Source organism: Pseudomonas sp. GL_093 (assembly GCF_057837605.1).
Genome location: NZ_CM174448.1, coordinates 6,164,694 through 6,190,386, shown reverse-complemented (window position 1 = coordinate 6,190,386; position 25,693 = coordinate 6,164,694). Strand labels below are relative to the sequence as shown.

Here is a 25,693-nt window from a genome sequence, read left to right as displayed (position 1 = left end):
AGATTCATGGATGACCGTTCGACCGACTCACACCCTTTGTCCACATGCACCCGTTCCGGCCTTGCCGTCGCAAGGGCTGATCGGCGTTATTGCGCCCGCCGGTCCCGCAGCGCTGGACACCGATAAGGCCATCGCCTGGATGCGCGCTCGCGGATACTCACTGCGGGTTTTCCCCGGCGTGTATGAGAAAGACGATTACCTGGCCGGCAGCGACGATGTGCGACTCAATGACCTGCACGCAGCGTTTGCCGACAGTGAGGTCGACGCCATCATTTGCATGCGTGGGGGTTACGGTACGCCGCGGTTGCTCGATCGCATCGACTTTGAACTGCTGCGCAACAATGCCAAGCCGTTCATCGGCTACAGCGACATTACCGCGCTGCACTTGGCGATCAGCCGTTACGCAGGATTCGTGACCTTTCATGGCCCGATGCTCAACGCCGACCTGCTGGGTGACAAGCAAAAACCTACCGAGTCTTCATTCTTCAACATGCTCAGAGGGCAGGTGAAGGCGGGCAGCGTGCTGGCGCACCCGGTCGCCTACCCGTTGACGACGATTGAGCCTGGTATCGCTCACGGGCGTTTGCTGGGGGGCAATCTGTCGCTGATCGCTGCGACCATGGGTACGCCGTATGAGTTGGATGCCGAGGGCGTCATCCTGTTCATCGAGGACATTAACGAGCCGCTGTATCGCATCGACCGGCTGCTGACTCATCTGCGTCTGGCCGGCACGCTGCACAAGCTGCGCGGGGTACTGGTGGGGGATGTGGCGGGGGTTGATACGGTTGCGTTGGAGCGCTTGCTCAAGCAGACCTTCGAGCCATTGCGGATACCGGTGTTGTCCGGTTGGCGCAGCGGGCATTGCGATCCGAACCTGACGTTGCCGATGGGCGCGCTGGTGAGGCTGGATGCGGGGAACAAGGAATTGGTGTTGGAGCAGGATGTAGTGATCAAGTCTTAGAGCTTGGTCGTCTGATAGTCAGTCTTCGCGAGCAGGCTCGCTCCCACATTGGGCCGTATTCTTTTGAAAGAACTCGGTCACCTGTGGGAGCGAGCCGGCTCCGGGCGGCGTTCCGACGATGCTTTTAGCGGTTACGCAGGCCTTCCAGCAACTTGTGCGTCGGATACCCATCCGCCGGCCAGCCAAACGACTGCTGGGCGCTGCGGATCGCCTTGCGGGTGTTGGCGCCGATAATGCCGTCGGCGTTGCCCGCGTCATAATTCTGCGCGCTCAACAGACTTTGCAATTCGATCCGCTCGGTACGGCTCAGCGGCAAATCATCTTTCGGCCATGCGCCGTTGATCAGGCCGGTGCCGTTGAAACGCTCGGACAACAGGCTAACGGCCAACGCGTAGGACGACGAGTTGTTGTACTTGAGGATCGCGCGGAAGTTGTCGAGGACCAGGAACGCCGGGCCACGGTAACCGGCCGGCAGCAGCAGGGCGGCTGACAGGTGTTCGGAGCCTGGCGGGACCTGGCCGCCATTGGGCAGGGTGACGCCCAGTTGCAGCCATTCGGCGACGCTCTTGCGAATCGTGCCATCGGCCAGGACGTAATTGAAACTGCCCGGTAGCTGCACTTCGAAGCCCCACGGCTGGCCTTTCTGCCAGCCTGAGCTTTGCAGGTAGTGCGCCGTCGAGGCCAGCGCGTCGGCCGGGCTGCCCCAGATATCGCGGCGGCCGTCGCCATCGAAATCCACGGCGTGGGTGTTGTAAGTGGTCGGGATGAACTGGGTCTGGCCCATGGCACCCGCCCAGGAGCCGAGCATTTTCTCAGGTTCGATATCACCCTGTTGCAGGATCTGCAGGGCGGCGATCAGTTGCGCATGGGCAAACCCGGGACGCCGTCCTTCATAGGCCAGGGTCGCCAGGGAGTTAATCACCGACTTGTTGCCCTGGAACTGCCCGAAGTTACTTTCCATGCCCCACACCGAGACCAGTGCCTGACGATCGACGCCGTAGCGCTGCTCGATGCTTTGCAGGATGTCGGCGTACTGGTTGACCAGTGCCTGACCATTGCGTACCCGCAGCGGCGAAAGGGCGCCGTCGAGGTATTCCCACACCGGGCGGGAGAATTCCGGCTGACTGCGGTCGGCGCGGATAACGCTGGTGTCGAGACTGACATTGGCGAAGGCGCGGTCGAACAGATCGGCGCGGATACCAGCGGCCAGAGCGTCCTTGCGGAAACCTGCCTGCCATTCGGCGAAGGTCTGGGTGGGCTGGATATCGAGATTTTCACCAGTCGGAACCACGGGCGGAATGACCGCAGGGGCTGTCGCGACGGGGAGGGTCTGAAGCGGCTTGGCGTCGGCTGCGGTCGGTTTTTCCGCGCAGGCGACTAGCAAAACGAGGCTGGAGGCAGCTATCAGTTGGCGCAGGGGCCAACGACGGGAAATACAAAGGGGCATGCACGGGTCCAGGGAGTACGAATCAGGTGCAGACCTTAACATGTTGAGCGAGCGCTTGCCTTTCAGGCCGCCAGAAAGTAAGAAGCCTCCCAGCTATTAGACTGGAAGGCTTCGCGGCGGTAGCTGCCTTTGCCCTTGCCGGCGGGTTCCTGACGGCTGCGGAACAGTGGCTGGGCGATGATGGATTTGGCCTTGTTCGGGCCATGCTTCGATGGCTTTTTGCTCATGATCAGATCTCTCGATTGAGTGGGTTTTGCGGGGGAAATAATCTGCCGAAGTTGGGGGGCTGTCTAGAGGGGAAATTCAGATCTTATTCAGCGGGCAATGTCAGTCGCTGGCCAGCCATCAACAACGTCAACCGACTGAGGCTCATCCACGGCGAACCCGCCGCCTGGCCTTTGATCTGCGCGTCGATGCGCTGAGCTTCCAGCAACAACTGCGCCCAGCGTTGCGCCGAGTAGCGTTGCAAGGCTTTGCTCATCAATGGTTTGCGTTTGTCCCAGACCGGCGGTCGGGCAGAGCTGAAGGCTTTGTCCAGTGGCACGCCCTGGCTGTACTGCAGAGACAGGTTGGCCAGCAGGCGCAGCTCCCGGGCCAGCGCCCAGAGAATCACGGGTGGTTCGACGCCTTCACCGCGCAGCCCTTCGAGCATGCGCAGGGCATGAGCCGCTTCGCCGTTGAGAATCGCATCGGTCAGGCCAAAGACATCGAAGCGCGCACTGTCGGCCACCGCCGCTTGCACGGTTTCAACGGTGATCTGACCACCTTCGGCCATCAGTTTGAGCTTTTCGATTTCCTGGGCAGCCGCCAACAGGTTGCCCTCGACCCGTGCGGCGATCAGTTCGACGGCGTCCTGGCTGGCGGAGAGCCCGGCCTGGGACAACCGTTGACGGATCCAGCTCGGCAACTGGTTGGCCTCTATCGGCCAGATTTGCACGAACTGGGTCTGCTGACCTTCGACCAGCGCCTTGCCCCACTTGGTTTTCTGCGCACTGCCATCAAGCTTCGGCAGGCTGATCAGCAACACCGTGTCTTCGGCCGGTCGCGAGCAATACTCGATAAACGCGGCAGCGCCTTTGTCACCAGGTTTGCCGGACGGAAGGCGCAGTTCCAGCAGGCGCTTTTCGGCGAACAGCGACATGCTCGCGCCGGCTTGCAGCAACGTACCCCAGTCGAAACTGGCATCGGCGGCGAAGACCTGGCGCTCGTCGAATCCCTGTTGCCGGGCGGCGGCACGAATGGCGTCGGCAGCTTCCTGACACAGCAGTGGGTCATCGCCACTGATGATGTAGACCGGCGCGAGGGCACCTTGCAGGTGTTTGGCGAGTTGGGCGGGGGCGAGTTTCATAGGAGAGGTCGAACGGGGCGCCTGAGCGCCCCGTAAGTCTTACTGCTGCGGCAGTTCGATTGGCGACTGGCGCGGGGTTTGCGCTTCAGCCTTCTGCGCCGCTTCCAGTGCATCGGCTTCAGCCTTGGCTCTGGCTTCGGCGGTCTGTTGCAGCTGATCCAGCTGGGTCGGCGTGATCTGTTGCAGGCGCAGCATCATCCGTTGAACCAGTTCACGACGGGTTTCCTTGCGGGCGTCGTTGCCTTCCTGGTCGGAACCCACCAGGTTGTTGCCGTCGTGCATGAAGACCTTCTGCACTTCGAGCTTGTCGCTCAGCAGCGACAGGTCGCGCCCACCACGGATATCGTAGTTCAGCACCGTCGTCACCTGATACTCGCCAGTGCGACCGGCACCTGCGTAGCTGAGGATGCGCTGGTTTTCCTGCTCATCGGTCAGCACCAGCTTGTAAGGTGCACCGCTGTAGACCTTGACGCCGCTGCTTTCCAGCACCTGACGCAGTTGCGTCACGGTTTCGCCGTAGGCGTTACGGGCACTCAGGTCGAGTTCCTTGATCGCCAGTTCGGTGGTGCCGGTGCCGCGCAGCTGGAAACCGCAGGCGCTCAACAGGACCGCAAGGCCCATCACCAGCAAATTGCGTTTGATCATCTTGTTGCTCCCCTTGAAACCATGTGGGCCGATCTTGCGGCCCGAAAGGTTTTACTCGGCGCCAGGCATGACCTGGCGCCTGATCCAATTAGCTGGCGACGATATTGACCAGTTTCCCGGGCACTACGATCACTTTACGAATGGTCAGACCGTCGACAAAGCGCAGCACGTTTTCGTTGGCCCGTGCGGCGGCTTCGACTTCTTCGCGGCTGGCGCTGGCGGGCATTTCGATGTGGCCGCGCAGCTTGCCGTTGACCTGGATGACCAGTTGCAGGCTGTCCTGCACCAGAGCGTTCTCGTCCAGCACCGGCCAAACGGCGTCGATCACCGGGTCAGCGTGACCCAGGCGATGCCACAGCTCGTGGCTGATGTGCGGAGTGATTGGTGCCAGCAGCAAGACTACGGTTTCCAGGCCTTCGTGAATCAGTGCGCGATCCTGTTCGGTGCCTTGCGGGGCTTTTTCCAGCACGTTCATCAGCGTCATCACCTGGGCGATGGCGGTGTTGAATTTGTGGTTCTGGCCGACGTCGTGGCTGGCCTGCTTGATGGCCTGGTGGATCGAACGGCGAATGACTTTCTGTTCGTCATTCAGGCTCGCGACGTCCAGTTTGCCCGGCAGGCCCTGAGTGACGTGGGCTTGAGCCAGGCGCCAGACGCGTTTGAGGAAGCGGTGGGAACCCTCTACGCCGGAGTCGGACCATTCCGCGCTCATGTCGGGTGGCGAGGCGAACATCATGAACAGGCGGCAGGTGTCTGCGCCGAACTGATCAATCATCGACTGTGGGTCAACGCCGTTGTTCTTCGACTTGGCCATCTTCTCGGTGCCACCGATTTCCACCGGCAGGCCGTCTGCGATCAGCTTGGCGCTAATGACTTTGGCTTTGCTGTCGCGTTCGAGTTCGACGTCCGCCGGGTTGAACCACGTATAGGCACCGTTGGCTTCACGACGATAGTAAGTCTCGGCGATCACCATGCCTTGGGTCAGCAGGTTCTTGAACGGCTCGTTGGAACTCACCAGACCTTCATCGCGCATCAGCTTGTGGAAGAAGCGCGCGTAGAGCAGGTGGAGAATCGCGTGTTCGATACCGCCGATGTACTGATCAACCGGCAACCAATGGTCGGCCGCCGATTTTTCCACCAGACCGCCTTCATAGTGCGGCGAGGCGTAACGAGCGTAGTACCACGAGGACTCGACAAAGGTGTCCATGGTGTCGGTTTCACGCTTGGCCGGTGCGCCGCATTTCGGGCAGCTGCACTCATAGAACTCGGGCATGCGTGCCAGCGGCGAACCCGCGCCATCCGGTACGACGTCTTCCGGCAATATGACTGGCAACTGATCTTCCGGGACCGGCACATCACCGCAGGTGTTGCAGTGGATGATCGGGATCGGGCAGCCCCAGTAGCGCTGGCGGCTGATGCCCCAGTCGCGCAGGCGGAACTGGGTGCGCGAGGCGCCGAGATTCTTCTTGATCAGCGCGACTTCGATGGCGTCGAAAGCGCCCGCGAAGTCGAGGCCATCGAACTCGCCGGAATTGATCAGTGTGCCGTATTCGTTGTAAGCGTCCTGCCACGGAGTCGGCGTTTCGTCGCCAGCGCTGGTGCGCACGACAGGTTTGACTGGCAGGTTGTATTTGGTGGCGAACTCGAAATCACGTTCGTCGTGCGCCGGAACGGCCATGACCGCGCCATCGCCGTAGTGCATCAGCACATAGTTGGCGACCCACACCGGGAGTTTCTCACCGGTCAGCGGATGCTCGACGAACAGCGAAGTGCGCAGGCCTTTTTTCTCTTGGGTGGCGACGTCGGCTTCGGCGACGCTGCCGCCCTTGCATTCAGCGATGAACGCTTGCAGCTCAGGGTTGTTCTGCGCGGCCAGGGTCGCCAGAGGGTGTTCGGCGGCTACGGCAACGTAGGTCGCGCCCATCAGGGTGTCCGGACGGGTAGTGAACACTTTCAGAACACCGGCTTCACCGATGGAAGCGACGTCGTAAGGGAACTGCACTTCCATGCCGCGGGATTTGCCGATCCAGTTGCGCTGCATGGTCTTGACCTGTTCAGGCCAGCCAGTCAGTTCGTCGAGGCTCTCCAGCAGCTCATCCGCGTAAGCGGTGATCTTGAAGTAGTACATCGGAATTTCGCGCTTTTCGATCAGCGCGCCGGAACGCCAGCCGCGACCGTCGATCACCTGTTCGTTGGCCAGAACGGTCTGATCGACCGGGTCCCAGTTCACGGTGCCGCTTTTTTTGTAAATCACGCCTTTTTCGAACAGGCGAGTGAACAGCCATTGTTCCCAGCGGTAGTAATCAGGCTTGCAGGTGGTGACTTCGCGGGACCAGTCCACCGCGAGGCCCAGGCTGCGCAGCTGGGTTTTCATGTAGGCGATGTTTTCGTAGGTCCACTTGGCGGGCGCTACGTTGTTCTTCATCGCGGCGTTTTCCGCCGGCATGCCGAAGGCGTCCCAACCCATGGGTTGCAGGACGTTCTTGCCTTGCATGCGCTGGTAGCGGGAGATCACGTCGCCGATGGTGTAGTTGCGCACGTGCCCCATGTGTAGCTTGCCGCTGGGGTAAGGGAACATCGACAGGCAGTAGAACGTCTCCTTGCCTGGCTGTTCACTGACTTCAAAGGACTTTTGCTCGTCCCAGAACGACTGGGCGGCGGCTTCGATTTCACGGGGCTGATATTGTTCGTGCATGGCTACTTTTGAACTGAATAGGGGTGGCCTAATCCTCTTCAATGCAACGCTGGACGGTGATCACGCCAAATCGGCGTTTCGGTGCCCAGACGAGCTGGAAGTGGAGTTACAGGAAGCGCCGTAGCATACATGACCGCACTCTACCGAGGGAAACCCTGATTACTGCTGCGGGTCGCCCAAAAAACGCTGCGAGGGCCGTTGGTCGCAGCATTCAGCCGGTTTGTTCATGGAAGCTAAGCTCTAAATGGGGAGTGAGTCTTATCTTCAATGAGGTGATGGATGGTTGAGTCACGGCAAAAAGTTACAAAACCGGAGCTGTACGAAAGATTGATCGATCGTCTGGGAATGGCCCTGGACGCGGCAAAAACCGCTAACCGGTTACGCGATGAGCGTCCGCTGGAACTGGAGTTGCGTGGCTTGAGCCCCGCAGAGTTTGCACTGGTCAAGGCGTATCTCGATCGCAGTGAACGTGAGACACACGGATGCTTGTCAGAAGCAGTGAAGCAACTCGACGCACCACGTTCGGCCAAGATCATCTGGCTCAAGGACAAGGTTCCCGGCAGGGACGCAGTAAAGGTCCGGTCTTTGCAATTCAAGTAAGGACACTGGAAGCAATGTCTGATGTATTTGTGAAGCATAGCCCTTTCGTATTTGTTGTCGCATTGCGTCAACCCACTTAGGCTTCGGGCATCTTTTTGGAGATGCTCGATGCCTTTTCGATATTTCGTTAAACAACTCCTGTTGCCGCCCGGCATTCTTTTGCTGCTGTTGGTGCTTGCCTGGTGGTTGCGTCGCTCAAGACCGCGCCTTGCCGGGTTGTGCTTTGCGTTGGGCGTGGGTGGCTTCTGGCTGATGAGCTTGCCGGTGGTGGTGCAGTGGGGTGCCAAGGCGCTGGAACGTGAAGCGCCGCTGGCTCGCGATGAATGGGCGACATTGGCTCAGCACGCTGACGCGATTGTAGTGCTGGGCGCGGGGCGTGAACGTGGCGATCTGGCCTGGGGCGATGACCAGCCGACGGGTGTGGCGCTGCAGCGCGAGCGTTATACGGCGCGGCTGGCCAAGGCGTCGGGCTTGCCGGTCCTGACCAGTGGCGGCCTGCATTACGGCACGCCGCCGACTGAAGCCAGGTTGATGGCCGACTCGTTGCAAGATGATTTCGGCGTGACGGTGCGTTGGCAGGAGGGGCGCAGTCGCACGACCTGGGAGAACGCGCAGTTCAGCGCGGAAGTGTTGTTGCCGGAAGGGATCAAGCGCGTGGTCGTCGTGACTCAGGCCTGGCACATGCCGCGAGCGGTCTGGAGTTTCAAAAAGGCAGGATTTGAAGTGGTGCCAGCGCCGATGGGGTTTTTAGGCGTGGACAACGCCCGGCCACTGGGTGGCTGGATGCCGGAATTCAAGTCGATCTGGCAGAGCGGGCAGTTGTTGAATGAGGCGGTGGGGCAGGTGGGGTATTCACTGTTTTACCGCTGATTTACTGTCGATCGTTCCCACGCAGAGCGTGGGAACGATCAACAAAAGCTGACTTAAACGGTCTTGGCCATCCGACTTGCGATCAGCGCCCAACCAAACAACAACACGCAAACAATGATCAGCGGCCACGAACGGCATTGCAGATAGGGCGTCAGGTTGTGCATTGGCACCACTTCACCGTACAAAATGCCGCGTTCGAACTGCGGGATCTGCACGGTGATCTGGCCGAACGGGTTGATCAAACCGGTCACGCCGTTGTTGGTGGCGCGGATCATCCAGCGACCGGCCTCCAGTGCGCGCATCTGCGCCATCTGTAAATGTTGCAGCGGGCCGATGGACGTGCCGAACCAGGTGTCATTACTGATGGTCAGCAGCAGATCGCTACGCGCTGCAAGGCTGGCGGCGAACTCCGGGTAAACCACTTCGTAGCAGATGAACGGCGCAATCTGGTAGCCCTTGGCTTGCAGCATCGGCTGATCGACCGGGCCGCGGGCAAAGTCCGACATCGGCAGGTCGAAGAAGGCGATCAGCCCGCGCAGCATGTCCTGTAACGGAACATATTCGCCAAACGGCACCAGCTTCTGTTTGAGGTACGTGCCATCGCCTTCGCCCACGACGGTGATGCCGTTGTAGAAATGCTTCTGGTGATGGACTTCCTCGCGAATCGGCACGCCGGTAATCAGCGCGGACTTACGCTCTGCCGCGAAGCTTCCCATCATGTTCAGGTAGCCCTCGGCGGACTCCTTGAGCACCGGGATGGCCGTTTCCGGCCAGATCAGCAAGTCGACCGGTTTCGAGCTGAAACTCATGTCGCGGTACAGCGCCAACTGCGCGTTGAGCTGCGCCGGGTCCCACTTCATGCTTTGTTCGATGTTGCCCTGAATCGCCGCGACACTCAGCGGAGCACCCGACGGGGTTGTCCAGGCGTGTTCCTTGAGCGCCATGCCGGCCACCCAAGGGCCGACCAGCAGCAACACACCCGCGGTGATGAAGCCTTTGCGGCCGGTGCGCACCAGACGCAAAGCGTTATAGATCAGCGCGGCCGTCAGGGCCAGGGTGAAGGAGATCAGCCACATCCCGCCAAGTGGCGCGAGCCCGGCCAACGGGCCGTCGAGCTGACTGTAGCCGGAATAAAGCCAGGGGAAACCGGTCAGGAACCAGCCGCGAAAGGCTTCCTGACCGACCCACAGCGCCGCAAATGCCAGGGCGTCGGCCAGCGGTGCTTCATTACGGCGCAGCCAGCGCGCCCAGATCCAGGCGGGCAGGGCGAAGAACCAGGCAATCGCCGCGGTGAAGATCAGCATCAGGAAACCGGCCAGCAGCACCGAAGCGCCGCCGAAGTGGTGAATGCTGTAATAGATCCAACTGGTGCCAGCACCAAACAGGCCGAAACCGAAACACCAGCCACGGCCCAGGGCCTGACGTGGGTTCAGTTCGCGCAAGCCGGCATAGAAGAAACCGACCGCCAGCAACGCCAACGGCCAGATATCGAACGGCGCCAGGGCCAGGGTGGTGAGTGCACCGGCCGCCACGGCCAGCAGGTTACCGGGCCAGCCGGGGCGGGTTACGCGGAGCATGTCAATCCTTAACGGGCAATGGGTGTCAGGCGAAGCAAGTGAATCCGACGGCTGTCGGCGTTCAGGATGCGGAAGCGATAAGGGCCGATTTCAGTGATTTCGTTGCGTTTTGGCAGGTGCCCGAACGCGCTCATCACCAGACCGCCGACAGTGTCGAATTCGTCATCGGAGAATTGGCTGTCGAAGAACTCGTTGAAGTTCTCGATCGGCGTCAGGGCCTTGATCAGGAAATCACCGCTGGGCAGCGGCTTGATGTAGCTGTCTTCTTCGACGTCATGCTCGTCTTCGATGTCGCCGACGATCTGTTCCAGCACGTCTTCGATGGTCACCAGACCCGCCACACCGCCGTATTCGTCAATGACGATCGCCATGTGGTTGTGGTTGGCGCGGAACTCGCGCAGCAGCACATTCAGACGCTTGGACTCGGGCACGAAAGTGGCCGGGCGCAGCAGGTCCTTGATGTTGAAACTGTCGCCGTTCTCCTTGAGGATCAACGGCAGCAAGTCCTTGGCCAGCAACACGCCCATCACGTCATCGTGGCTTTCGCCGATCACCGGGTAGCGGGAGTGGGCCGAGTCGACCACGGCAGGCAGGAACTCGCGGGGTGTCTGGGTCGCCTTGATGCTGATCATCTGCGAGCGCGGGACCATGATGTCCCGTACTTGCAGGTCAGCAACCTGGATAGCGCCTTCGACGATGGCCAGCGCTTCGCTGTCCAGCAACTTGTTTTGGTGTGCATCGCGCAGCAGCTCCAGCAGCTCCTGGCGGTTCTTCGGCTCGTGGGCAAAAGCCTGGGTGAGCTTACCCAGCCATGACTTTTGCCCGTTGCTCGATCGATCTTCGCTCATAGCGATTACTCTGAATCCTTTGTTGTAACGATAGGGGATGTGTCTGTTTCGTCGTCCGCGTACGGGTCGGGATAGCCCAACTCTGCAAGCAACGTTCGTTCCAGTGCTTCCATTTCTTCGGCTTCATCGTCATCTATATGGTCGTAACCCAACAGATGCAAGCAGCCGTGAATGACCAGATGAGCCCAATGGGCCTTGAGTGCCTTGCCTTGTTCGGCAGCTTCGCGCTCGACCACCGCCACGCAGATCACCAGATCGCCCAGTAGCGGGATATCCAGGAATTCGTCGGGAACGTCTGCGGGGAACGATAGAACGTTAGTGGCGTAATCCTTTTGCCGCCAGGTGTGATTGAGCTCACGACCTTCGGCTTCATCGACCAGGCGAATGGTCATCTCGGAATCAGCGGTGCGCTGGCGCAGGGCCAGTTCGCACCATTGGCGGAACTCGGCTTCGCTGGGGGCAGGCGCGTCGGTAGCCAGTTGCAGATCAAGCTCAAGCATCGTGGCGGTTGTCCTTGGACGAGAACTTCGCCGGTTCGTCGGCCACGCGATTCTCGAAGCGCTCGTAAGCTTCGACGATGCGCTGCACCAGCGGATGGCGCACGACGTCTTTGGGCATGAAATGGGTGAAGCTGATTCCCGGTACATCCTTGAGCACTTCGATCACATGGTGCAGCCCGGACTTGGTGCCTTTCGGCAGGTCGACCTGGGTGATGTCACCGGTGATGACCGCCGTGGAGCCAAAGCCGATCCGGGTCAGGAACATCTTCATCTGCTCGACGGTGGTGTTCTGGCTTTCGTCGAGGATGATGAAACTGTTGTTCAAGGTGCGACCGCGCATGTAGGCCAGCGGCGCAACTTCGATCACCTGACGCTCGATCAGCTTGGCGACGTGTTCGAAGCCGAGCATTTCGTAGAGTGCGTCGTAGAGCGGGCGCAGGTACGGGTCGATCTTCTGCGACAGGTCGCCAGGCAGGAAGCCGAGCTTTTCGCCCGCTTCAACCGCAGGACGCACCAGCAGGATGCGGCGAATCTGCTCGCGTTCCAGCGCGTCTACCGCGCAGGCAACGGCCAGATAGGTCTTGCCGGTACCGGCCGGGCCGATGCCGAAGTTGATGTCGTTTCCGAGGATTTCCTTCACATAGCGCAACTGATTCAAGCCGCGAGGGCGAATCATGCCTTTTTTGGTGCGCAGGGCGACGGAGGGTTCGGAGGGGGAGACGTTGTCCAGCTCTTCGACGGCCGATTCCTGCAGGAACAGGTGAACCATGTCCGGCGACAGCTCGGTACCCTTGGTTTCCCGGTACAGGCGGCGCAGGAGGCTTTCCGCGGAGGTGGTGTGTTTGGGCTCGCCGATCAGTTCGAACTGGTTTCCGCGGTTGCGGATCTCGATGGTCAGGCGCTGTTCAATCAAGCGCAGATGCTCGTCGAATTGCCCGCACAGATTGGCGAAGCGGCGAGCTTCAAAAGGCTCGAGGATAAAACGATGTGGTTCTATGGGTGCGTTCAAGGTCGTATTTAGCCGCCCTGGGGCAATTAAGATGAAATCAAGGATAACGCCAGTGGCCTGGGTGCGAAAGGTCTTAAATAAAGCAACGTCCAACACCGTCCCTTGTGGGAGCGAGCCTGCTCGCGAAGGCGGCCTGACAGTCAATCATGAATTGAATGTCAAACCGCCTTCGCGAGCAGGCTCGCTCCCACAGGAGTAGTGCGGTGTTACTGGATCAGCGAGCCCCGCAGTGAGTGCGGCTGAGCAGCATCAATGTGCACATCGGCGAACTGACCAATCAACGTGGGATTGTCGCAGCGGAAGTTGACGATGCGGTTATTCTCGGTCCGACCCTGCAGCTCGCCGGGGTCCTTTTTGGAATAATCGGTTACCAAAATCCGTTGGATCGACCCGACCATTTGTCGGCTGATCTCGAAGCCTTGCTGGTTCAGGCGATGTTGCAGGGCGTTCAGGCGTTCTTTTTTCAGCGCTTCCGGCGTTTCGTCGGCCAGATCGGCAGCCGGAGTCCCCGGGCGCTGGCTATAGACGAACGAGTAGGAGAAGTCGAAACCGACGTCTTCGATCAGCTTCATGGTCTGTTCGAAGTCTTTCTCGGTCTCGCCCGGGAAGCCAACGATGAAGTCCGAGCTGATGCAAATCCCCGGCACGGCAGCGCGTAGCTTGCGCAGTTTGGATTTGTATTCCAGCGCGGTGTGGTTGCGCTTCATCGCCGAAAGGATTCGGTCCGAACCCGATTGCACCGGCAAGTGCAGGTGTTTGACCAGTTCCGGCACGTCGGCGTGGGCCTGGATCAGGCTGTCGGAGAACTCCAGCGGGTGCGAGGTGGTGTAACGGATGCGGTCGATGCCATCGACGGCGGCGACGACGCGGATCAGTTCGGCCAGGTCAGCCAAACGACCATCATGAGTGGTCCCGCGATAGCCATTGACGTTCTGCCCCAGCAGGGTCACTTCGCGCACGCCGTTTTCAGCCAGGTGGATGATCTCGGCGATCACGTCATCGAAAGGTCGGCTGACTTCTTCACCGCGGGTGTAAGGCACCACGCAGAAGGTGCAGTACTTGCTGCAGCCTTCCATGACCGACACGTAGGCGCTTGGGCCATCGACGCGTGGCTCGGGCAAGTGGTCGAACTTTTCGATTTCCGGAAACGAGACGTCGACTTGCGGCAGCTTGGTAGCGCGGGCGGCGTCGATCATTTCCGGCAGGCGGTGCAGGGTCTGCGGGCCGAAGACCACGTCCACGTACGGTGCGCGATCGCGGATGGCCGCGCCTTCCTGGCTGGCCACGCAGCCGCCAACGGCGATCACCATGTCCGGGTTGGCCAGTTTCAGTTCGCGCCAGCGGCCGAGCTGGGAATACACCCGGTCCTGGGCGCGTTCGCGGATCGAGCAGGTATTGAGCAGGATCACGTCGGCATCTTCAGCGCGAGCGGTGACTTCCAGGGCCTGATGTTCGCCCAGCAGATCGACCATGCGCGAGCTGTCGTACTCGTTCATCTGGCAACCGTGGGTTTCGATGTAAAGCTTCTTGGCCATGGAAAGAGTCATCACGTGATTCAAAGAACCGCGCATTATAGGGAACATGACCCAAGGTTCCTACCGCTGTGCGTCCGGTGGCTATGCTATAGTTCGCGCCCTCATTTTTATCCCCGATGTGTTGCTCGCCCACCATGACCAAACGTGAAGCTCCAATCTACAAGGTGATTTTCCTCAATCAGGGCCAGGTGTACGAAATGTATGCCAAGCAGATCTATCAAAGTGATCTGTGGGGCTTCCTGGAAGTGGAAGAGTTCGTCTTTGGCGAGCGCACGCAAGTGGTCGTCGATCCGAGCGAAGAGAAGCTCAAGGCTCAGTTCGAAGGCGTTGTGCGCAGCTTTGTGCCGATGCATTCGATCGTGCGGATCGACGAGGTCGAGCGCCTCGGCACGCCGAAAATCAGCGAAGCCCGCGGCGCGGTCGGCAATGTCATGCCGTTTCCGATGCCGATGCCTGAGAAGTAAGCCTTAACTTAAGACCGCGTTGACCCCTTCGCGAGCAAGCCCGCTCCCACAGTTGATTTGTGTAAGACGCAGATCAAATGTGGGAGCGAGCTTGCTCGCGATGGGGCCAGTCAGAACAGCGCTGAAATCAGGGTAGTGGTGAGAACGGCGTACGCCCATCGGCGCTCTGCAATTCCATCAGATACTTGCGGAAGATTTGCCCCAGCACCTGGGTAGCCACTTCAAGTTCTTCGCGGGGCATTTTCTCGGCGACTTCGTCGGCGGTGTCCAGCGCTTCTTCAGCGCCATTGACCGCAGCCATTTTCAGCACGATATACGCCTGAACGTTATTGGCAGGTACGCCTTCGCCGTGGAAGAACATGGTGCCGAGTTTGAATTGCGCCTGAGCATGGCCTTGCAGCGAGGCCTTTTCGAAGTAGCCCAGGGCTTTTTTGAGGTCGCGCGGCGTGTTTTTGCCGTCGTAGTAGAACTCACCCAACTCGTATTGCGCTTGCGCATCCCCTTCATCCGACGCTTTCTGGCAGGCGGCGAGAGCCTGCGCCAAGTCTTGCGGCTGAGTATTGAGGGTGCAACGACCCATCGCTGGGATTAACAACGAGTTGCCGCCTGCTTGTGCGAGCGCGAGCAGGGGCTGAAGGAGCAACAGGCAGCCCAATGCAAGGGCGCGGCCGGTGCGGTTCATGGGAATCGACTTACCTCTGAAGGGCGCGCGGACCCGTCGAGGGATCCAATAAGCGCGCATTATGAAATAAGCAGGGCCAACCTTACAAAGTCTTTACTCGTTTTTCTGCTGCGCGGGGAATATATCGCCCACTTTGCTGGGGATTTTGAGCAGAAGCGTAGGAATAAGGGCGGGAATACGGGTGAAAGCTGACGCTGGCAACCGCCAACGTCAGCGACACAGCGTTACTTCAATGCAGCAAATGCGCGCTCGGCGGCATCCAGCGTCAGTTTCAACTCGGTTTCGCCGTGGGCGATCGAGGTGAAGCCTGCTTCGAAGGCGCTCGGCGCCAGGTACACGCCACCTTCGAGCATCAGGTGGAAGAAGCGCCCGAACAGGGCGGCGTCGCTGGCCATCACGTCGTCGAAGGTCACGATGTCGTCGGCGCCGCTGAAGTACAGACCGAACATGCCGCCGGCCTGTGTGGTCACGAACGGAATACCCGCCGCATCGGCGCGCTGTTGCAGGCCATCGAGCAGGCGACAGGTGTAGGCCGTCAACTCTGCGTGGAAGCCGGGACGGCTGATCAGGCGCAGGGTCGTCAGACCCGCAGCCATGGCCAACGGGTTACCCGACAAGGTGCCCGCCTGATAGACCGGGCCCAGTGGCGCGATGTGCGACATGATTTCGCGCTTGCCGCCGAAGCAGCCAACCGGCATGCCGCCACCGATGATTTTGCCGAAGGTGGTCAGGTCGGGTGTCACGCCGTAGTGAGCTTGTGCGCCACCAAGGGCGACACGGAAACCAGTCATCACTTCGTCGAAAATCAGCACCACGCCATGCTTGTCGCACAGGGTGCGCAGGCCTTCGAGGAAACCTGGCGCCGGCGGTACGCAGTTCATGTTGCCGGCCACGGGCTCGACGATGATGCACGCCACGTCCTGGCCGACTTCGGCGAGCATGGTTTCGACGGCGTCGATGTCGTTGAACGGCAGGGTCAGGGTGTGTTTGGCGAAGGCCGCCGGCACACCGGCCGAGCTCGGCACGCCTTGGGTCAGGGCGCCGGAACCGGCCTTGACCAGCAGGCTGTCGGAGTGACCGTGGTAGCAGCCTTCGAACTTGATGATGCTGTCGCGGCCGGTGAAACCACGGGCCAAACGGATCGCACTCATGGTCGCTTCGGTGCCGGAGCTGACCATGCGCACCATTTCCATCGACGGCACGATCGAGCAGACCAGATCAGCCATCTGGGTTTCCATCTCGGTCGGCGCGCCGTAGGACAATCCGTGCTCAAGCTGTTTGCGCACGGCGTCCAGCACGTCGGGGTGGCTGTGGCCGAGAATCATCGGCCCCCAGGAACCGACGTAATCCACATAACGCTTGTTGTCTTCGTCGGTGACGTAGGCGCCTTCGGCGTGCTTGAAGAACAGCGGCGTGCCGCCAACGCTCTTGAACGCGCGAACAGGCGAGTTCACGCCACCGGGAATGTGTTTTTGGGCATTGGCAAACAGCGTTTCGGAACGAGACATGATCGGGCTCTCAAATCAGATTTTTAAGCTACTTAAATAGAAAGCAGGGCGTTGAATGCGCGGGCGCGGCGTGTCACTTCAGCCGTGCTCTCGGCGCCAAACAAGCCATGGACCACCGCCAGCAGATCGACCCCGTGGGCCACCAGTGGCGCGGCGTTTTCCAGGGTGATGCCGCCAATCGCGCAGATCGGCAGGTGCAGTTTGCTGCGGGCCTGGTCGAGCAATTCGAGGCTGCAAGTCGGTGCGCCGGGTTTGGTGTTGGAGTTGAAGAAACGACCGAAGGCGACGTAACTGGCGCCTTCCTTCGCTGCTTGCTCGGCGAGTTCGAGTTGCGCGTGGCAGGTCGAGCCGATGATTGCCTGGCGGCCGAGCAGTGCCCGAACCGGCATCAGCGGGCCGTCGGTCTGGCCGAGGTGCACGCCGACGTTCAGGCGCGCAGCCAGTTCGGCATCGTCGTTGATGATCAACTGGGTCTTGTAGCGTTCGCACAGATCGCGCAAGGCTTCGGCCTCGCGCAGACGGCGGGCCTCGTCGCTGCTCTTGTCGCGGTATTGCAGCAGGGTGACGCCGCCTTCCAGCGCCGCCTCCACGTACGAAAGAAATTTACCTGCCAGCAGTTGGCTATCGGTAATGGCGTACAGGCCACGTAGCTTCATCGGGCAATCCTTTTTGCTTTACGCATGGACAGTTACGAACAGAAATCCAGCGGCAGGCGGCGCGGCACGAACTGGCCTTTGCCCAACTGCTCCGCATCACGCAGGGTGCGCCACGTGTAGTTAAGCGCGGTCTGCACGGCACTGGCGAGATTTTCACCGAGGGCCAGACGACCGGCCAGCGCACTGGCCAACGTGCAACCGGAGCCGTGATAACTGCCGGGCAAGCGCTGGCAGGTGAAGGTTTCGCGGTGACCGTCGCGGCTGTACAGGCGATTGTGGATTTCGTGTTCATCGCCATGGCCGCCGGTGATCAGCAGGTGTTTGACGAATGGCAGGAGTTTTTCGGCGCACTCGTCCGCGGTGCCTTCGGGCAGTTCGGCGAGGATGCGGGCTTCGGGAAGGTTTGGGGTGGCGATGATCGACAGGGGCAGCAGGCGCTCGCGCATGGCGTAGCCGACTTCGTCCTTGCCCAGGCGTCCGCCGCCACCGGCACGCAGCACCGGGTCGCAGACCACCGGCAAATGCGGGTGCGCCGACAACAGTTCGACCACGGTGTCGACCATTTCCAGGGAACCGAGCATGCCCAGTTTCACCGCCGCGACCGTCGAGTCGTTGAGCACGGCATTGGCCTGGGCCAACACCCACTCACGGTCGAGGACGCGGAAGTCAGTGACGTTGACCGTGTCTTGCACGGTCAGGGCGGTGACGGCCGGGGCCGCATGACAACCCTGAGCGAGCAGGGCTTCGATATCTGCCTGCAAGCCGGCGCCACCACTTGGGTCGTGGCCGGAGAGACAGAGGACAACGGGGCGAGAGCTGTAGATATTCATGGTGCGCGAGCTTACCACCAGTCGACCAGCGAGTCATGAAGGACCCTGTAGCAGCTGGCGAAGCCAGCGTTCGGCTGCGAAGCAGTCGTAAATCCTGAGTCCTCGATTTACCTGAAACACCGCGGTGTCCGGTTTGGCGACTGCTGCGCAGCCGAACGCAGGCTTCGCCAGCTGCTACAGGGAATAGGGCGTTGTCACAATCTGACCGGCGAAACAGCTCTAGCCCAATGCATTGAGCTGGAACGCCCGTGCTAGAGCCTTTGTAGGAAAAATTTCAATGGTGTTCAATGGCCACCAACGGCTATGCTAGAGTGGATCCAAACCAATAACAGGTAATACCGGTTTTACGTCTACTCAAAAGGAATGAGGGGCTTCCTGAGATAACCGGACAGGCCACGCTGGGGCTTAAATGCGCTATTTGCTGATGTTGCTGTTGTGCTTGCCCCTCATGGCGAGTGCAGTCGAATTCGACGAATTCACTCAAAGCCTTCCCTTGGGCCGAACCTTGCAAGTGTTCGAAGACGCGGGCGGTCAGGCGACCATCGCCGATGTCCGTGCACAAGCCGCGGCCGGAACCTTCAAAACCCACGACAAAGCCACCCTCAACGCCGGTTACTCGCGTTCAGTGTTCTGGCTGAAAATCGACCTGCATTACCGCCCGACCAACCCTGCGGCTCAACGCACCTGGTTGCTGGAACTGGCCTATCCGCCCCTTGATCACCTTGATCTCTATTTGCCCGATGCGGCCGGTGGCTATCAACTGGCACGTCAGACTGGCGATGCCTTGCCATTCGACAGTCGCGAGATCCGCCAGAACAACTACCTGTTCGATCTGAACTTCACCCCTGATCAAGCGCAAACCCTGTACCTGCGCCTGCAGAGTGAAGGGTCGATCCAGGCGCCGGTCACCCTATGGTCGAGCACTGCCTACCTGGAAGAGCAACCGATCCGACTCTATGTGCTGGGGCTGATCTACGGCGTATTGCTGGGGATGCTGGTGTACAACCTGTTCATCTATCTCAGCGTGCGCGATACCAGCTACCTCTATTACATCTTCTATATCGCCTCGTTCGGTTTGTATCAGCTGTCAGTGAATGGCGCGGCGGTGGAATATTTCTGGCCGAACAATCCCTGGTGGGCCAACGCCGCGACGCCGTTTTTCATCGGTTGCGCGGGCCTGTTCGGCAGCCAGTTCGCGCGCAGTTTCTTGCAGACGGCGACCCACAGTCGTTGGCTCGACCGCTTACTGTTGGCGTTGATTGCGTTTAGCGCTGCCGTGGTCGGGTTGTCGTTGATGACCAGTTACGCCCTGGCCCTGCGCCTGGCGACGGCGCTGGCACTGATCTTCACTGTAGTGATTTTTGCCGCGGGGATTTTCGCCTGGCTGCGTGGCCTGCGAGTGGCGCGTTATTTCATCATTGCCTGGTCGGCGTTTTTACTCGGTGGCATCGTCAACACCCTGATGGTGCTGGGTTACCTGCCCAACGTGTTCCTGACCATGTATTCCAGCCAGATCGGCTCGGCGATAGAGGTGGCGCTGCTGTCCCTGGCGCTGGCCGATCGCATTAACGCCATGCGCGAGCAACAGGCACAGACCCTGTTCGATGCCGGTCAAACGCTTGAAGTGCTGAACCAGCAACTGGCTCGCAGTAACAAGCTCAAGGACGAATTCCTCGCCACCCTGACCCACGAACTGCGCACGCCCATGAACGGTGTGATCGGCTCGCTGGAGCTGATGCAGACCGTCGAGATGGACCCGGAGCTGGAGCAATATCAGCAAACGGCCGCCGGTTCCGCGCGAGACATGATGCGCATGGTCAACGGCATCCTCACCCTGACCGAGTTGCAGGCCGGCAAGCTCAAGACCTACCCGGCCGTTTTCAGTTTGCGCGGCGTGGTCGAGGCTTTGCGCCTGCAGTTCGAGGGCAACGCGTTGAGCAAGTCGCTGGACTTCAAGGTCGAGGTCACGCCGGGGCTGCCGGATCGCTTGCACGGTGACAGCGACAAGTTGGCGCAATGCCTGGAATGCCTGCTGGATAACGCGATCAAGTTCACGCGGATCGGCGGACTGGCGCTGCGGGTGACGGGCAAGCCCGTGGCGCCCGACCGACTGGCGCTGTCCTTTGCGGTGATCGACACCGGCATCGGCTTTACCGATTTGGGGGAGGCGACACTGTATCAGCGGTTCTTCCAGCTCGATGGCTCGATGACCCGTGAATACGGCGGTCTGGGCGTTGGCCTGGCGATCTGTCGGCAACTGGTCGAATTGCTCGGTGGAAAACTGACTCACCGCTCAGAACCTGGTCGTGGCAGCCGCTTCCAGCTCGACGTCGAGTTCGAGCTGCCCGTGGTGGAGCGGCCGTCAGTGCCCTTGATGACCCGGGAATTTCCTCGCCTGCGACTGCCTCAGGACTGCACCGTCCTGCTGGTTGATGACAACAGCATCAATCAGCTGGTGATGCGCGGCATGTTGCTCAAGCTGGGCTTCCGGGTGCGCACCGCCGACAACGGGGCTGCCGCGATCGATCACTTGCAGCGCGAAACCTTCGATGCGGTATTGCTCGATTGCCAGCTTCCATCTTTGGGTGGCGCGTCCCTCTGTTGCCAGATCCGCGCGTTGCCGGGCTGCGCCGAACTGCCGGTATTCGTGATTGCCGTGAGCATTGATCGGGAACGCTGCCCGACCGGTGCCTTGATCGATTACCTGAGCAAACCGGTGAAATTCGAGGACCTGCAAGCAGCGCTGTATCGCCGGGTGCTGTGTCCAAGGCAAGGCGAAAGCGCCGACAGTTAGGCAGGTATGACACTTTGTTCAGCTGGGGGGCGGTGCTTAACTGAAGTCCCTTGGCTGACCAAAGGAGCCCCGTCATGAACCTGCATCAGTTCGCCGAAACCCACGAAGTCACCAACCAGCCACCGTCGCTGGACGGCGCCAACCTGTATCGCATCGACCTGCCGTTGCAGGAGTGGTCGCGGCGTTTCGGGGCCGGGTGGGCCGAGTCGCGGATCGACGCTTACGGCGCACTGGCCGGCGGGCCGCTGATGGAAGCCGGGTTCCTGGCCAATCAGAACAAGCCGGTTTTCAGCAGCCATGACCGTTACGGCCATCGCATCGACCTGGTGGAATTTCACCCGGCCTATCACGAGTTGATGCGCACCGCGGTCGAGCACGGTTTGACTTCGTTGCCCTGGGCGCATCCGCAGTCCGGCGCTCATGTCGCCCGCGCCTCCATGACCTACCTGCACAGCCAGGCCGAAGCCGGTAGTGGTTGCCCGCTGACCATGACCTTCGCCAGCGTCCCGGCGATGCGCCTTCAAGCGGATCTGGCGGAGCAATGGCTGCCGAAAATCCTCTCTACCGAATACGATCCGCGCAACGTCGGCATGGCCCACAAGGCCGGGGTCACCATCGGCATGGCGATGACCGAGAAACAGGGCGGCACCGACGTGCGGGCCAACACCACCAAGGCTTTTCCGGTCGGTGCCAGTGGTCCGGGCCAGGCGTATGAGCTGGTGGGCCACAAATGGTTCTGTTCGGCACCGATGTGCGATGCCTTCCTCACCCTGGCCCAGACTGACAAGGGTTTGACCTGCTTCCTGCTGCCGCGCCATCGCCCGGACGACACGCGCAATCAGTTCTACATACAGCGCCTGAAGAACAAACTCGGCAATTGCTCCAACGCTTCCAGCGAAGTGGAGTTTCGTGGTGCGCTGGCATGGATGGTCGGCGAGGAGGGACGCGGCGTTCCGACCATCATCGAAATGGTCGCCATGACCCGCTTCGATTGCATGGTCGGTTCCAGTTCGCTGATGCGCCAGGCCCTGACCCAAGCCAGCCACCACTGCGCTCACCGCAAGGTCGGCGGCAAGTTGCTCAGCGAACAACCCTTGATGCAGAACGTACTGGCCGACCTGGCCCTGGAAAGCGAAGCCGCCCTGGCCTTGAGCTTGCGCATGGGCCGGGCGCTGGATCATCTGGATGATGAGCATGAAGCCAAATTCGCTCGGCTGGTCACAGCGGTGGGCAAGTACTGGATCTGCAAACGCGCGCCCGGGATGATCAACGAAGCTGCCGAATGCATGGGCGGCGCCGGTTATGTCGAAGACAGCATCCTGCCGCGGTTGTACCGTGAGGCGCCGGTCAATTCGACGTGGGAAGGTTCCGGCAACGTGCAATGCCTCGACGTGCTGCGAGCGTTGTCGAAGGAGCCGGGTGTGCTCGACGTACTGTTCAGCGAGTTGGGCGATGGCCATGGCGACAAACGCCTGGCCGCACACATCACTCAATTGCGGACAGCGTTCAAGGACACCAGCGACATTCAATACCGCGCCCGCCAGCTCACCGAAGACATCGCCTTGGGCCTTCAGGCCAAGCTGTTGCTGGAGGCGGGCAACGGCGCCGTCAGTGATGCCTTCATCGCCAGCCGCCTGGGTTCGGCCGGTCGGGTGTATGGCGCGTTGCCACGTGGGCTGGATGTGGAAGCGATTGTCGCGAGGTCGACCCCGCAGAACTTCTGACTTTCGGTCAACACTGAACCCTGTGGGAGCGAGCTTGCTCGCGATGACTGAATAACATCCGGCATAGATGTCGCCTGACAGACCGCAATCGCGAGCAAGCTCGCTCCCACATTGGATCTACTGTGGACTTGGCATTTGTGTAGTAGCCACTGTTCCCGTGAAGCGACGATGCAGGCAAGATGAAGGCCTGCAAGTCAGAACACAGGATGCTGATCGTGACCGAAGCTTTTATTGTCGTTCAAACCGCCGAGCAAGCCGTGGACCGGCTTGCGCTCTTGCACAATCGTGCAACCACCGCGCTGAACCAGGCGCTCAAGCGTTACCTCAAGGATCGAGTCGAACCGGACGCCGAACAGCGTGCGATGTTTCGTTATCCCGAACTGCGTCTGACCTACCTTTGCCAGGGCGAAGTCCCACAGACCACTCGCGCCTACGCCAAGGTTCAACTGCCGGGGACTTACAGCGTCACCGTCACTCATCCCGCTGCCTTCCGTAAATACCTGCTGGAACAGCTGGTGCCGTTGATGCATGACTTCACCGTGACGGTGGAAGTGGGCATCAGCCAGCAGAATATTCCTTATCCGTACGTGGTTGAGCAGGGCGAAGAACTGGCCGGCTCCGGCGTCACCGCTGCCACGCTGGCGCGAGTGTTCCCGAGTACGGATTTGTCTGCCGCGACCGATGGCATCGCCGACGGTTTGTACGATTGGGAAAATACCGACCCGCTGCCGCTGGCCTTGTTCGACGCCGCGCGGGTGGATTTTTCCTTGCGCCGTCTGGTGCATTACACCGGCAGCGACTGGCGTCATGTGCAGCCATGGATTCTGCTGACCAACTACCACCGCTATGTTGACCAGTTCATCGTCCATGGCCTGGAACAGTTGCGCAGCGATCCGCGTTTCGTGCGCATGGTCTTGCCGGGCAACGTGATCATCGAAAAGAGCATGGACCACGGCGAAGCCTCGGCGATTGCCGCCGGTGTGGTTTGGCACCGCTATCAGATGCCGGCCTATCACCTGATTGCCAGCGACGGCCATGGCGTGACCCTGGTGAACATTGGCGTCGGCCCGTCCAACGCCAAGAACATCACCGATCACCTGGCGGTGCTGCGTCCGCATTGCTGGCTGATGATCGGTCACTGTGGCGGCTTGCGTCAGTCGCAGACCATTGGCGATTACGTGCTGGCGCACGCTTACATGCGCCGCGACGGGATTCTCGATCGGGTCGTGCCGCCGAATATTCCGATTCCGGCGCTGGCCGAAGTGCAGATGGCGTTGCAGCAAGCGGCGGCCAATATCACCGGTGAGAAGGGCGACGAACTGAAAAAACGCCTGCGTACCGGCACCGTGCTGACCTACGACGACCGTAACTGGGAATTGCGTTGGGCTCAGGAACGTCCGCTGATCAACCTGTCTCGCGCCGTGGCGGTGGACATGGAAAGCGGCACCATCGCGGCGCAAGGTTATCGCCTGCGGGTTCCGTACGGCACGTTGCTCTGTGTTTCGGATAAACCGTTGCACAGCGAAATCAAGTTGCCGGGTTCGGCCAACGCCTTCTATGAACGCGCGGTCAGCCAGCACTTGAAGATCGGGATCGAGGCGGTGGATCTGTTGCGCACCGAACTCAACTCGCTGCACTCGCGCAAACTGCGCAGCTTCGACGAGCCGCCGTTCCGCTAACGGTTTGTCGTGGTCATTTGGCGGTCAGGGCAGGGCGTGCCATCGATTATTTCCACTGCCGCGCCGGGTCTGCTGTTGCGCAGGGCAAGGCGCGAGGAGCGTTGTTTGGTCATTCCAAATAAGCTCCGAGCAACGCAGCCCTGCGCAACAGCAGGCCCGGCCCTTCGGGTTGTGCCTTAAAGCGGGCCAGGCTGCGTTGCAGGCCTTGGAAAGGGAGCGACCATTCCCAGCGGCCTGCGCCTTGCCTGGCCCGCTTTAAGGCGACAACGCGACGGTGGAAATAATCGATGGCACGCCCTAGCATTAGCAGCCCTGACCGTTAGATGTTCCTTTTCCCATGTCTCGTCCTCAACGTCCCGTTTCCCGCCGCCCTGGCGTGAAGCCTGCGCCATCGTCCTCAGCCCCGCGCCGTGTCGCCAAAGCGCCGCCGGCCGAGCCGAAGCTGATTCTGTTCAACAAACCGTTCGATGTGCTGACGCAATTCAGCGACGGCGAAGGGCGGGCGACGCTCAAGGATTACATCGAGATTCCCGGGATTTACCCGGCAGGACGGCTGGATCGCGACAGCGAAGGTTTGCTGCTGCTGACCAACGACGGCCAGCTTCAGGCACGGATTGCCGACCCGAAACACAAACTGGCCAAGACCTATTGGGTGCAGGTGGAAGGCGAGCCGAGCGCTGAGCAATTGCAGCGATTGCGCGATGGCGTCGAACTGAATGACGGCATGACGCTACCGGCTGAAGCGCGGCAGCTTGAAGAACCTGAACTGTGGCCACGCAACCCGCCGGTGCGCTTTCGCAAAAGTGTGCCGACCAGTTGGCTGGAGCTGGTGATTCGCGAAGGGCGTAACCGTCAGGTACGGCGCATGACCGCAGCGGTCGGCTTGCCGACGTTGCGTCTGGTGCGGGTCAAAATCGGCGACTGGTCGATCGAAGGGCTCGATCAGGGCCAGTGGAAGGAAGTGCCGGCGCGTTTATAACGTGCCGGATTCGATCAGGCCGATGACCACACTTTTGATCACGAACGCGGCCACGCCCAGGCCGAGTACGAAGAACAGGATGAACGAGCCGAAGCGTCCGGCCTTGGATTTCTTCGCCAGATCCCAGACGATGAAACCCATGAAAATGATCAGAATGCTGACCAGTCCGGTCATCATCCACTCTTCGAGTACTGCAGGATCCATCAGGCATCTCCAGCGCGGGCGGGGCTAAAAGGCGCTGGAGTATACGTCATGGGGGATTGGCGAAGTATTGACCTGCGGCAGCGTGTCGCAGCTATTCGTCGCCTGTGCTGGCCCCTTCGCGAGCAGGCTCGCTCCCAC

At 60.5% G+C, this 25,693-nt stretch carries 23 protein-coding genes; 8 read left to right on the top strand and 15 right to left on the bottom strand.

Annotated elements, in window-relative coordinates; genetic code table 11:
* The first annotated feature begins 10 nt into the window (after positions 1–10).
* Entirely contained in the window at positions 11–961 is a 951-nt protein-coding gene (locus AC3IUE_RS28565) for a S66 peptidase family protein (RefSeq protein WP_489264391.1), read from the top strand.
* A 124-nt stretch (positions 962–1,085) separates the two neighbouring features.
* Here the strand turns inward: AC3IUE_RS28565 and AC3IUE_RS28560 are convergent, their stop codons facing one another.
* The 5 genes from AC3IUE_RS28560 to leuS form a co-directional block, all read right to left on the bottom strand.
* The gene (locus AC3IUE_RS28560; RefSeq protein WP_489264390.1) at positions 1,086–2,408 is read right to left on the bottom strand and encodes a lytic murein transglycosylase; all 1,323 of its coding nucleotides are present in this window, start codon (positions 2,406–2,408) and stop codon (positions 1,086–1,088) included.
* A gap of 62 nt (positions 2,409–2,470) precedes the next feature.
* Entirely contained in the window at positions 2,471–2,635 is a 165-nt protein-coding gene (gene arfA, locus AC3IUE_RS28555; protein WP_056744572.1) for an alternative ribosome rescue factor ArfA, read from the bottom strand.
* An 83-nt stretch (positions 2,636–2,718) separates the two neighbouring features.
* Positions 2,719–3,756, bottom strand: coding sequence for a DNA polymerase III subunit delta (gene holA, locus AC3IUE_RS28550; RefSeq protein WP_056744574.1), 1,038 nt, complete (start codon positions 3,754–3,756; stop codon positions 2,719–2,721).
* Positions 3,757–3,795: 39 nt separating this feature from the next.
* Positions 3,796–4,401, bottom strand: coding sequence for an LPS-assembly lipoprotein LptE (locus AC3IUE_RS28545; RefSeq protein WP_056744576.1), 606 nt, complete (start codon positions 4,399–4,401; stop codon positions 3,796–3,798).
* 88 nt (positions 4,402–4,489) lie between these two features.
* Positions 4,490–7,096 carry a leucine--tRNA ligase gene (leuS, locus tag AC3IUE_RS28540; RefSeq protein ID WP_489264389.1) on the bottom strand — a complete coding sequence of 869 codons (2,607 nt, stop codon included), beginning with the start codon at positions 7,094–7,096 and terminating at the stop codon, positions 4,490–4,492.
* Between the two features lie 279 nt (positions 7,097–7,375).
* Between leuS and AC3IUE_RS28535 the strand changes: the two genes are divergently transcribed.
* Positions 7,376–7,696 (top strand): hypothetical protein, encoded by a 321-nt coding sequence (locus AC3IUE_RS28535; protein WP_056744580.1) that lies wholly within the window; start codon positions 7,376–7,378, stop codon positions 7,694–7,696.
* A 108-nt stretch (positions 7,697–7,804) separates the two neighbouring features.
* Positions 7,805–8,566 carry a YdcF family protein gene (locus tag AC3IUE_RS28530; protein ID WP_489264388.1) on the top strand — a complete coding sequence of 254 codons (762 nt, stop codon included), beginning with the start codon at positions 7,805–7,807 and terminating at the stop codon, positions 8,564–8,566.
* A 53-nt stretch (positions 8,567–8,619) separates the two neighbouring features.
* On the opposite strand, the gene lnt is transcribed toward AC3IUE_RS28530, so the two are convergent.
* From lnt to miaB, 5 genes are all read right to left on the bottom strand, one after another.
* The gene (gene lnt / locus AC3IUE_RS28525) at positions 8,620–10,143 is read right to left on the bottom strand and encodes an apolipoprotein N-acyltransferase (protein ID WP_489264387.1); all 1,524 of its coding nucleotides are present in this window, start codon (positions 10,141–10,143) and stop codon (positions 8,620–8,622) included.
* Between the two features lie 8 nt (positions 10,144–10,151).
* Positions 10,152–10,991, bottom strand: coding sequence for a CorC family transporter (locus AC3IUE_RS28520; RefSeq protein WP_008152854.1), 840 nt, complete (start codon positions 10,989–10,991; stop codon positions 10,152–10,154).
* A 5-nt stretch (positions 10,992–10,996) separates the two neighbouring features.
* Positions 10,997–11,491: an rRNA maturation RNase YbeY gene (gene ybeY, locus AC3IUE_RS28515; protein WP_056744586.1), complete on the bottom strand. Its 495-nt coding sequence runs from the start codon at positions 11,489–11,491 to the stop codon at positions 10,997–10,999.
* Positions 11,484–12,500, bottom strand: a complete 1,017-nt coding sequence (locus tag AC3IUE_RS28510; RefSeq protein WP_046048820.1) for a PhoH family protein — start codon at positions 12,498–12,500, stop codon at positions 11,484–11,486. Before AC3IUE_RS28510 ends, ybeY begins: the two co-directional genes overlap by 8 nt.
* Before the next feature lie 206 nt (positions 12,501–12,706).
* The gene (miaB, locus tag AC3IUE_RS28505; protein WP_176471591.1) at positions 12,707–14,035 is read right to left on the bottom strand and encodes a tRNA (N6-isopentenyl adenosine(37)-C2)-methylthiotransferase MiaB; all 1,329 of its coding nucleotides are present in this window, start codon (positions 14,033–14,035) and stop codon (positions 12,707–12,709) included.
* A 134-nt stretch (positions 14,036–14,169) separates the two neighbouring features.
* On the opposite strand from miaB, the gene AC3IUE_RS28500 reads away from it, so the two are divergent.
* Positions 14,170–14,499 (top strand): DUF1820 family protein, encoded by a 330-nt coding sequence (locus tag AC3IUE_RS28500; RefSeq protein ID WP_007894425.1) that lies wholly within the window; start codon positions 14,170–14,172, stop codon positions 14,497–14,499.
* 127 nt (positions 14,500–14,626) lie between these two features.
* Here the strand turns inward: AC3IUE_RS28500 and AC3IUE_RS28495 are convergent, their stop codons facing one another.
* The 4 genes from AC3IUE_RS28495 to AC3IUE_RS28480 all read right to left on the bottom strand — a co-directional run bounded on the left by AC3IUE_RS28495 (position 14,627) and on the right by AC3IUE_RS28480 (position 18,175).
* On the bottom strand, positions 14,627–15,181 hold the full coding sequence (locus tag AC3IUE_RS28495) for a tetratricopeptide repeat protein (protein WP_056744588.1): 555 nt from the start codon (positions 15,179–15,181) through the stop codon (positions 14,627–14,629).
* A gap of 224 nt (positions 15,182–15,405) precedes the next feature.
* Entirely contained in the window at positions 15,406–16,689 is a 1,284-nt protein-coding gene (gene hemL / locus AC3IUE_RS28490) for a glutamate-1-semialdehyde 2,1-aminomutase (RefSeq protein ID WP_489264386.1), read from the bottom strand.
* Positions 16,690–16,721: 32 nt separating this feature from the next.
* On the bottom strand, positions 16,722–17,345 hold the full coding sequence (gene thiE / locus AC3IUE_RS28485; protein ID WP_056744592.1) for a thiamine phosphate synthase: 624 nt from the start codon (positions 17,343–17,345) through the stop codon (positions 16,722–16,724).
* 32 nt (positions 17,346–17,377) lie between these two features.
* Positions 17,378–18,175, bottom strand: a complete 798-nt coding sequence (locus AC3IUE_RS28480; RefSeq protein ID WP_008152868.1) for a hydroxymethylpyrimidine/phosphomethylpyrimidine kinase — start codon at positions 18,173–18,175, stop codon at positions 17,378–17,380.
* Positions 18,176–18,584: 409 nt separating this feature from the next.
* Here AC3IUE_RS28480 and AC3IUE_RS28475 point away from each other — a divergent pair, with 409 nt between their 5' ends.
* From AC3IUE_RS28475 to AC3IUE_RS28460, 4 genes are all read left to right on the top strand, one after another.
* Positions 18,585–20,969, top strand: coding sequence for a 7TM diverse intracellular signaling domain-containing protein (locus AC3IUE_RS28475; protein WP_489264385.1), 2,385 nt, complete (start codon positions 18,585–18,587; stop codon positions 20,967–20,969).
* A 74-nt stretch (positions 20,970–21,043) separates the two neighbouring features.
* Positions 21,044–22,693 carry an acyl-CoA dehydrogenase family protein gene (locus AC3IUE_RS28470; RefSeq protein WP_489264384.1) on the top strand — a complete coding sequence of 550 codons (1,650 nt, stop codon included), beginning with the start codon at positions 21,044–21,046 and terminating at the stop codon, positions 22,691–22,693.
* A 179-nt stretch (positions 22,694–22,872) separates the two neighbouring features.
* Positions 22,873–24,372, top strand: coding sequence for an AMP nucleosidase (gene amn / locus AC3IUE_RS28465; RefSeq protein WP_177338874.1), 1,500 nt, complete (start codon positions 22,873–22,875; stop codon positions 24,370–24,372).
* 337 nt (positions 24,373–24,709) lie between these two features.
* Complete coding sequence (locus tag AC3IUE_RS28460) at positions 24,710–25,351, top strand: pseudouridine synthase (RefSeq protein WP_095130726.1); 642 nt, start codon at positions 24,710–24,712, stop codon at positions 25,349–25,351.
* Here AC3IUE_RS28460 and AC3IUE_RS28455 read toward each other — a convergent pair.
* The gene (locus AC3IUE_RS28455) at positions 25,346–25,555 is read right to left on the bottom strand and encodes a DUF2788 domain-containing protein (protein WP_007894445.1); all 210 of its coding nucleotides are present in this window, start codon (positions 25,553–25,555) and stop codon (positions 25,346–25,348) included. The two genes, AC3IUE_RS28460 and AC3IUE_RS28455, sit on opposite strands and share 6 nt — an antisense overlap.
* Positions 25,556–25,693 lie beyond the last annotated feature (138 nt).